Here is an 8,021-nt window from a genome sequence, read left to right as displayed (position 1 = left end):
CCCGGCACCGCATCGAGCTGCCGCCGGGGCCGCCGGGCCGGGAGGACGAGGTGACCAGGCTGGCGGGGGCGTTCAACGCCATGCTGGGTGAGCTGGAGGAGTCGGTGGCGGTGCGCCGGCGGCTGGTGGCGGACGCGTCGCACGAGCTGCGCACGCCGCTGACGGCGCTGCGGACCAACGCGGAGCTGCTGGCGCGGGGCGAGCGGCTGACGGCGGCGCAGCGGGAGCGGGCGTCGGCGGCGCTGGGCCGGCAGTTGCGGGAGGTGACGGGGCTGGTGAGCGATCTGATCGAGCTGGCCCGGGACGAGGAGCCGCGGCCGCTGCTGGAGGAGGTGCGGCCGGCGGCGCTGGTCGGGCACGCGGTGGCGGCGGCCCGGGCGCACTGGCCGGAGACCGGTTTCGACCTGCGGGTGGACGCCGAGGCGGCGGCGCTGGTGCTGCCCGGGGTGCCGGCCCGGCTGTCCCGGCTGCTGACCAATCTGCTGGACAACGCGGCGAAGTTCGGGCCGAGGGTGCCGGGGCCGCCGGTGGAGGTGGAGTTCACCGGGCGGGCGGTGGCGGTGCGGGACCACGGGCCGGGGATCGCCGAGGAGGACCTGCCGTACGTCTTCGACCGCTTCTACCGGTCCGGCACGGCGCGGGCCCTGCCCGGTTCGGGTCTCGGTCTGGCGATGGCCCGGCAGATCGCCCGGGCGCACGGGGCGGAGCTGACGGCCGGCAACGCCCCCGGCGGCGGCGCGGTGTTCCTCCTGGTGTTCGCCGAGGAGCCGGTCACAGGGCCAGGAACATGACGTGCAGGTCCGCGTACCCCTCGACCGGGTGGCAGAAGGCCCCGGGGACGGTGCCGACGACGCGGAAGCCGAGCCGCTCGTAGAGCCGTACCGCATGGGTGTTGGTGGCGGCGACGGCGTTGAACTGCATGCCCCGGTAGCCGGCCGCGCGCGCCCAGGCGATGCTGTCCTCCACCAGGGTCCGGCCCACGCCCCGCCCGCCGTGGGCCGGGTCGACCATGTAGCTCGCCGAGGCGATGTGGCTGCCGGGGCCCGCCTGGTTGCGGTTCATCTTGGCGGTGCCGACGATCCGGCCGCTCGCCTCCTCGACGGCGACGACCGTGCGGTCCGGGGCCGGCAGCAGCCACCAGCCGCGGGCCTCGTCCCGCCCCAGGTCCACCGGGTAGGTGAAGGTGTCGCCGGCCGCGGTGATCTGCCGGAAGAACGGCCAGATCGCCGCCCAGTCGTCGGGCCCGGCGTCCCGGATGGTGATCTCCATCCGGCCATCATGGCGGGCCTCGACCTCGACTTCACCGGGGTTTCCACGGTCGGCCTGCGACCGATGCGCGCCCGGGAGCGCAACGCCCGGGTGATCGAGCCGCGGGACTACGCGGTCGCGGTGAACGTGCCGCGCCGGGTGGTCGCCGACCTCGGCGGGGACGCCGACCTGCCGTGGCCGGTCGGGCGGTCGTACGGGGAGGGGCCGCCGTGGTGGTCCACGGCGGCCCCTCCCCGTGGCGGCGGGCTCAGAAGCCGGGCGGCTCGGTGTAGACGCCCCACTCGTCGCGCAGCGCGTCGCAGATCTCGCCGAGGGTGGCTTCGGCGCGCACCGCCTCCAGCATGGGTCCGATCATGTTGGAGCCGTCCCGGGCGGCGGCCAGCATGGCCTCCAGCGAGGCGCGCACCGTGGCGTCGTCGCGGTGGGCGCGGCGGTCGGCCAGCACGCGCACCTGCTCGCGCTCCACCTCGTGGCTGACCCTGAGGATCTCCAGGTCGCCGGTGACCGAGCCGGTGTGGGCGTTGACGCCGACGACCCGCTTCTCGCCCTTCTCCAGGGACTGCTGGTAGCGGAAGGCGGACTCGGCGATCTCGCCGGTGAACCAGCCGTCCTCGATGCCGCGCAGGATGCCGGAGGTGATCGGCCCGATGGGGTGCTTGCCGTCGGGGTGGGCGCGCAGGCCGCGCTCGCGGATCTGCTCGAAGATCTTCTCCGCGTCGGCCTCGATCCGGTCGGTGAGCTGCTCGACGTACCAGGAGCCGCCCAGCGGGTCGGCGACGTTGGCGACGCCGGTCTCCTCCATCAGCACCTGCTGGGTGCGCAGGGCGATCTCGGCGGCCTGCTCGCTGGGCAGCGCCAGGGTCTCGTCCAGGGCGTTGGTGTGCAGCGAGTTGGTGCCGCCGAGGACGGCGGCCAGCGCCTCGACCGCCGTGCGCACCACGTTGTTGTAGGGCTGCTGGGCGGTGAGCGAGACGCCGGCGGTCTGGGTGTGGAAGCGCAGCCAGAGCGCCTTCTCGGTCTTCGCGCCGTACACCTCCTTCATCCAGCGGGCCCAGATCCGGCGGGCGGCGCGGAACTTCGCGATCTCCTCGAAGAAGTCGAGGTGCGCGTCGAAGAAGAAGGACAGCCCGGAGGCGAAGTGGTCGACGTCCAGGCCGCGGGAGAGGCCCAGCTCGACGTAGCCGAAGCCGTCGGCGAGGGTGTACGCCAGCTCCTGCGCGGCCGTCGCCCCGGCCTCGCGGATGTGGTAGCCGGAGACCGACAGCGGCTTGTACGCGGGGATGTTCGCCGCGCAGTGCTCCATCAGGTCGCCGATCAGCCGCAGGTGCGGCTCGGGTTCGAAGAGCCACTCCTTCTGGGCGATGTACTCCTTGAAGATGTCGGTCTGGAGCGTGCCGTTGAGGACGCCGGTGTCGACGCCCTGGCGCTCGGCGGCGACCAGGTACATGCAGAAGGCGGGGACGGCCGGCCCGGAGATGGTCATCGAGGTGGTGACGTCGCCGAGCGGGATGTCCCGGAAGAGGATCTCCATGTCGGCGGCGGAGTCGATGGCGACCCCGCAGTGGCCGACCTCGCCGAGCGAGCGCGGGTCGTCGGAGTCGCGGCCCATCAGGGTCGGCATGTCGAAGGCGACGGAGAGGCCGCCGCCGCCGTTGCGCAGGATCATCCGGTAGCGCTCGTTGGTCTGCTCGGCGTTGCCGAAGCCGGCGAACTGCCGGATGGTCCAGGTGCGGCCGCGGTAGCCGGTGGGGTGCAGGCCGCGGGTGTACGGGTACTCCCCCGGCCAGCCGATCCGCTCGAAGCCCTCGTAGACGTCTCCGGGCCGGGGCCCGTAGACCGGCTCGACGGCGTCGCCGGAGAGCGTGGTGAAGTCGGCGTCGCGCTTGCGGGCGGCGTCATAGCGGGCCTGCCAGCGTCGGCGGCCGTCCTCGATGGCGTCAGCGTCCATGCCGCCCAATTTACTAGGACGTCCTAGTACCTGTCGATGGGACAGCGCCGCGAGCCGGGCTCACGGCGCTGGAAACGCCTGGCGACCTGCGGTGGCGCGCTTACGCCTCGGCCTTGACCGGCGCGCCCCGGACGCCGGCGAGGTGGGCGCGGGCCTCCTGGGTGATCTTCGGCTCCACGAAGAAGGAGGCGACCGGGATGCAGCCGGCGGCCAGCACCCACAGCAGCTTGCCGAACGGCCACTTCATCTTCGAGCCCAGGTCGAAGGCGAAGACGACGTAGATGATGAAGAGGACGCCGTGGATCTGGGAGATCAGCATGGTGTCGCCGGTGTCGAACCCGTACTTCAGGACGATGGCGACGGTGAACACCAGCAGCCACACGGCGGTGATGTACGCCATCACCCGGTAGCGGGTCAGCACGTTCTCTTTCATGGCAACGAGCGTAACCGCCCGTTCCGGGCGATCTTCGCGCGCCCCCGGCCCCGCGGACGGCCTGCGGATGCGCCCCTCAGGCGTCGTCGAAGTCGTGCGCGGCGACCCGCAGCGGGCGCAGCAGGGCGAAGATCTCGCCGCACTCCTCGGCGTCGTACGCGCCCAGGCCGAAGTCCATCTCCATCAGGTCCGCGGTGGCCGACTCGACCACCTCGCGGCCCTTGTCGGTGATGGAGGCCAGGGTGCCGCGTCCGTCGTTGGGGTTGGGCCGCTTGTCGACCAGACCGGAGCGGACCAGCCGGTCCACGGTGTTGGTGACCGAGGTGGGGTGCACCATCAGCCGCTCGCCGATCTTGGACATCGGCAGCTCGCCCGCCTGGGAGAAGGTCAGCAGCACCAGCGCCTCGTACCGGGCGAAGGTCAGCCCGTACGGCTTGACGACCGCGTCCACCTCGGCCAGCAGGATCTGGTGCGCCCGCATGATCGAGGTGATCGCGGCCATCGAGGGCACCGGCCCCCAGCGCCGCTGCCAGAGTTCGCCGGCGCGGGCGATGGGGTCGAACGGGAGACTGAGCGGCTTGGGCACGCCCCGACCTTACCGACTGGTCACATGCCGGTCAGCCCTGTCTCGGAGTTCGGTATGACCGCTCGGCCGCCGTCAGCCGGCCAGGTGCCGCTCCACGGTGTCGACCTTGGCGGTGAGCCCGTCGGTGACGCCGGGCCGGATGTCGGCCTTGAGCACCAGCGAGACGCGCGGGGCGCGGGCCTCCACGGCGGCGACCGCCCGCCGGACCACGTCCATCACCTCGCCCCATTCACCCTCGACGGAGGTGAACATGGCGTCGGTGCGGTTCGGCAGCCCGGACTCGCGGACGACCCGGACGGCCTCGGCGACGTACTCGCCGACCTCCTCGCCGACGCCGAGCGGGGTGACGGAGAAGGCGACGATCATGCCGCGTTCACCGTGCCCTCGCGGCGCGCGCGGGAGGCGATGACGGCGTCCTGGGCCTCGCGCTTGAGACGGCGCTCGGCGTAGAAGCCGCCGAACGGCAGCACGGAGAGGACGAAGTAGAGGGCGGCGGTCTTCACGTCCCACTTGGTGCGGTTCCAGGCGTCCAGCCAGAACAGCACGTACAGGACGAACAGCACCCCGTGGATCATGCCCATCACCGGCACCGCGTTGAACTCGGTGGTGCGCTTGAGCACCGAGCACGCCAGCAGCAGCAGGAAGGAGACGGCCTCGGGGGCCGAGACCAGTCGGAGTCGGTGGAGCGAGGCGGCGGTCTTGATGTCCACGGTGAGGCACCTTCGACGTCGGGAGGGGCGGAGTCGGGCAGCGGGGCACGATCTTGTGAATCGGCGCACAAGCGCCCCGCCCATTGTGGCAGCCTCCTTTGCCCTTCCTTGACCGGGGTCCGGACCGCCGGCGGCCGCCTCTGTTCGCGCCCGCGATCCCCGGTTAACGTCCTCCCGTGGCAACGTTCCGACTGCAAGGCAGCAGAGTGCTCGCCGTCGACCTGACCGGGGAGACCGTCAAGGCCAAGAACGGCTCGATGGTCGCCTACGAGGGGCGGATGGCGTTCAAGAAGACCACCGGCGGCGGCGAGGGGCTGCGCGGGATGGTCACCCGCCGGCTGACCGGCGAGCAGATGGAGGTCATGGAGGTGTCCGGCCAGGGCACCTGCTACTTCGCCGACCGCGCCTCCGAGATCAACCTGGTCAGCCTGCGCGGCGAGAAGATGTACGTGGAGGCCAGCAACCTGCTGTGCGCCGACGGCGGGGTGCGCACCGGCACCAGCTTCACCGGGCTGCGCGGCGGGGCGAGCGGCAACGGGCTGTTCACCACCACCCTGGAGGGCATCGGCCAGGCGGCGATCATGTCCGACGGCCCGGCGGTGGTGCTCCGGGTGACCCCGCAGTACCCGCTCTCGGTCGACCCCGGCGCGTACGTCGCGCACCAGGGGAACCTCCGGCAGTCCTTCCAGTCCGGTGTGACCTTCCGCACGCTGATGGGCGAGGGCGGCGGCGAGGCGTTCCAGATCCGCTTCGAGGGAGACGGACTGGTCTACGTCCAGCCCAGCGAGCGCAACACGGTCGGAGGGGACGTCTGATGCCGTTCCGTGAGATCAACTCCAAGATGGTCGAGGCGGTCCTCACCCCCGGGCAGCGGATGTTCAGCCAGCGCGGGGCGATGCTCGCCTACCGCGGCGAGGTCTCCTTCACGCCGAACACGGCCGGCGGCCAGGGCGGCCTGATGTCGATGATCGGCCGCCGCGCGGCCGGCGAGGACACCCCGCTGATGACGGTGGAGGGCAGCGGCACCGTGCTCTTCGGGCACGGCGGCCACCACGTCCAGGTGATCGGGCTGACCGGGGACACCCTGTACGTGGAGGCGGACCGGCTGCTGGCCTTCGACGGCGCCCTGCGCCAGGGCACGATGTTCCTGGGCTCGCAGGGCGGGGTGATGGGCATGGTCCGCGGCCAGGTGTCCGGGCAGGGGCTGTTCACCACCACGCTCCAGGGCCACGGTTCGGTCGCGGTGATGGCGCACGGCGGGGTGATCCGGCTGCCGATCACCCCGGACCGGCCGGTGCACGTGGACCCGCAGGCGTACGTGGCGCACCACGGCGACGTACGGAACAAGCTCTCCACCGCGCTGGGCTGGCGGGACATGGTGGGCCGCGGCTCGGGCGAGGCGTTCCAGCTGGAGCTGAGCGGCAGTGGTGCGGTGTACGTCCAGGCGTCGGAGGAGAAGCTGTGAGCACGCCCGCGGTGTGGGACCCGGCGACGCTGCCGAGTGACGACAACGTCAACCCGTACACCTTCTGCGTGGAGCTGAAGGGCTCCCAGTGGTTCTTGCAGAAGGGCAAGATGATCGCCTACTACGGGTCGATCGAGTTCAACGGCCTGGGCCACGGGAGGCTGGACCGGCTGCTGCGCACCAGCTTCCACTCGCCGCTGCACGCGAGCGACTGGGTGGTGGCCGAGGGCAGCGGCAAGATGCTGCTGGCGGACCGCTCGTTCGACGTGAACTCCTTCGACCTGGACGAGGGGAACCTGACCATCCGGTCCGGCAACCTGCTGGCGTACCAGCCGACCCTGGCCCTCAAGCAGTCGATCGTGCCCGGCTTCCTCACCCTGATCGGCACGGGGAAGTTCGTGGCCGCGTCCAACGGGCCGGTGGTCTTCATGGAGCCGCCGCTGCGGGTGGACCCGCAGGCGCTGGTCGGCTGGGCGGACTGCCCCTCCCCCTGCCACCACTACGACCACGGGTACATGACCGGGGTGATGGGCGGGCTGCGCGCGCTGACCGGGCTCGGCGGAGCCTCCGGCGAGGAGCACCAGTTCGACTTCACCGGCGCGGGCACCGTGCTGCTCCAGTCCACCGAGCAGCTGATGGCGGAGCAGCCGACCGGCGTCGCACCGACGCAGGCGGGGGTGCCGGGGGCATATTCCGGTCACGGTCAGGGCTCGGTGCCGCGTCTTCCCGGCCAGCTCGGAGACCTCCAGCGCCGCTTCGGGCTGTGAACGGTAGTCTGCGGAGGGTGACGCCCTCGAACGCCTGCGCCTTTTCCGGGTGCGGGCGGGAGGACGGGGGGCGGGAACGCCCGGCGTCACCGACCGTTATTGTTCGCAATTCAACTTCTTAGGTAGAATCCATTCATGGAGACCGACACGGCCATCCCCTGGCTGACCGAAGCCGAGCAGTGCGCCTGGCGGACGTATCTGGACGTCCAAAGGCTGCTGACCTACCAACTGGAGAAGGACCTCCAGCCATTCGGGCTGACCATGAACGACTACGAGATCCTGGTCAACCTCTCGGAGGCGGCCGACCACCGCCTGCGGATGAGCGACCTGGCGACCGCTACCCTCCAGTCCAAGAGCCGCCTCTCCCACCAGATCACCCGCATGGAGAACGCGGGACTGGTACGCCGGGAGAACTGCGAGTCCGACCGGCGCGGCCTCTTCGCGGTCCTCACCGACCAGGGCATGCAGACCATGCGCAAGGTCGCCCCGCACCACGTGGAGTCGGTGCGCAGCCACTTCGTCGACCGGCTCGGCCCCGAGGACCTGGGCCGTCTGCACCAGTCCCTCAAGCCCGTCGCCGCCCGGCTGCGCGGCCTGCGCGGCAAGCCGTAGCCGCCGACTAGACCGCGGGCAGCCTCAGCTCGAACCGCGCGCCGCCCGAGGGGGACCGGGCGGCGCGCAGGGTCCCGCCGTGCCGGGCCGCCACGTCGCGGGCGATCGCCAGCCCCAGGCCCGCCCCGCCCTCGTCCCGGCTGCGGGCGTCGTCCAGCCGCACGAACCGCTCGAAGATCCGCTCCCGCTCGCCCTCCGGCACCCCCGCCCCGTCGTCGGCGACCGCCAGCA

General features: G+C 71.8%; 12 protein-coding genes. 5 read left to right on the top strand and 7 right to left on the bottom strand.

Annotated elements, in window-relative coordinates; all coding sequences use genetic code 11:
- A partial coding sequence (locus C6N75_RS26595) for a sensor histidine kinase (protein WP_146132685.1) occupies nucleotides 1–791 on the top strand: 791 nt, incomplete at its 5' end.
- Here C6N75_RS26595 and C6N75_RS26590 read toward each other — a convergent pair.
- The 6 genes from C6N75_RS26590 to C6N75_RS26565 form a co-directional block, all read right to left on the bottom strand.
- Nucleotides 772–1,263, bottom strand: coding sequence for a GNAT family N-acetyltransferase (locus tag C6N75_RS26590; RefSeq protein ID WP_105871423.1), 492 nt, complete (start codon nucleotides 1,261–1,263; stop codon nucleotides 772–774). The two genes, C6N75_RS26595 and C6N75_RS26590, sit on opposite strands and share 20 nt — an antisense overlap.
- A 253-nt stretch (nucleotides 1,264–1,516) precedes the next feature.
- Nucleotides 1,517–3,217, bottom strand: coding sequence for an acyl-CoA mutase large subunit family protein (locus C6N75_RS26585; RefSeq protein WP_105871422.1), 1,701 nt, complete (start codon nucleotides 3,215–3,217; stop codon nucleotides 1,517–1,519).
- Between the two features lie 100 nt (nucleotides 3,218–3,317).
- Nucleotides 3,318–3,650, bottom strand: coding sequence for a DUF3817 domain-containing protein (locus tag C6N75_RS26580; protein WP_105871421.1), 333 nt, complete (start codon nucleotides 3,648–3,650; stop codon nucleotides 3,318–3,320).
- A 76-nt stretch (nucleotides 3,651–3,726) separates the two neighbouring features.
- Nucleotides 3,727–4,236 carry a MarR family winged helix-turn-helix transcriptional regulator gene (locus tag C6N75_RS26575; RefSeq protein WP_105871420.1) on the bottom strand — a complete coding sequence of 170 codons (510 nt, stop codon included), beginning with the start codon at nucleotides 4,234–4,236 and terminating at the stop codon, nucleotides 3,727–3,729.
- Between the two features lie 72 nt (nucleotides 4,237–4,308).
- Nucleotides 4,309–4,602 (bottom strand): MTH1187 family thiamine-binding protein, encoded by a 294-nt coding sequence (locus C6N75_RS26570; protein WP_105871419.1) that lies wholly within the window; start codon nucleotides 4,600–4,602, stop codon nucleotides 4,309–4,311.
- Nucleotides 4,599–4,946 (bottom strand): DUF3817 domain-containing protein, encoded by a 348-nt coding sequence (locus C6N75_RS26565; RefSeq protein ID WP_105871418.1) that lies wholly within the window; start codon nucleotides 4,944–4,946, stop codon nucleotides 4,599–4,601. The genes C6N75_RS26570 and C6N75_RS26565 overlap by 4 nt, the downstream gene beginning before the upstream one ends.
- A gap of 176 nt (nucleotides 4,947–5,122) precedes the next feature.
- Between C6N75_RS26565 and C6N75_RS26560 the strand changes: the two genes are divergently transcribed.
- The 4 genes from C6N75_RS26560 to C6N75_RS26545 all read left to right on the top strand — a co-directional run bounded on the left by C6N75_RS26560 (nucleotide 5,123) and on the right by C6N75_RS26545 (nucleotide 7,790).
- Nucleotides 5,123–5,761 carry an AIM24 family protein gene (locus tag C6N75_RS26560; protein WP_105871417.1) on the top strand — a complete coding sequence of 213 codons (639 nt, stop codon included), beginning with the start codon at nucleotides 5,123–5,125 and terminating at the stop codon, nucleotides 5,759–5,761.
- A complete protein-coding gene (locus C6N75_RS26555) occupies nucleotides 5,761–6,411 on the top strand; it encodes an AIM24 family protein (RefSeq protein WP_105871416.1) in 651 nt (216 codons plus the stop codon). The genes C6N75_RS26560 and C6N75_RS26555 overlap by 1 nt, the downstream gene beginning before the upstream one ends.
- A complete protein-coding gene (locus C6N75_RS26550; RefSeq protein ID WP_105871415.1) occupies nucleotides 6,408–7,178 on the top strand; it encodes an AIM24 family protein in 771 nt (256 codons plus the stop codon). Before C6N75_RS26555 ends, C6N75_RS26550 begins: the two co-directional genes overlap by 4 nt.
- Nucleotides 7,179–7,313: 135 nt before the next feature.
- Nucleotides 7,314–7,790 (top strand): MarR family winged helix-turn-helix transcriptional regulator, encoded by a 477-nt coding sequence (locus C6N75_RS26545; protein WP_105871414.1) that lies wholly within the window; start codon nucleotides 7,314–7,316, stop codon nucleotides 7,788–7,790.
- Nucleotides 7,791–7,797: 7 nt separating this feature from the next.
- On the opposite strand, the gene C6N75_RS26540 is transcribed toward C6N75_RS26545, so the two are convergent.
- Nucleotides 7,798–8,021: ATP-binding protein (locus C6N75_RS26540; protein WP_258177629.1), on the bottom strand; the 224-nt coding region annotated here is incomplete at its 5' end.

It is taken from the genome of Streptomyces solincola (genome assembly GCF_002982015.1).
Classification (GTDB): domain Bacteria; phylum Actinomycetota; class Actinomycetes; order Streptomycetales; family Streptomycetaceae; genus Streptomyces; species Streptomyces solincola.
This window is presented reverse-complemented; position numbering and strand designations above follow the sequence as displayed.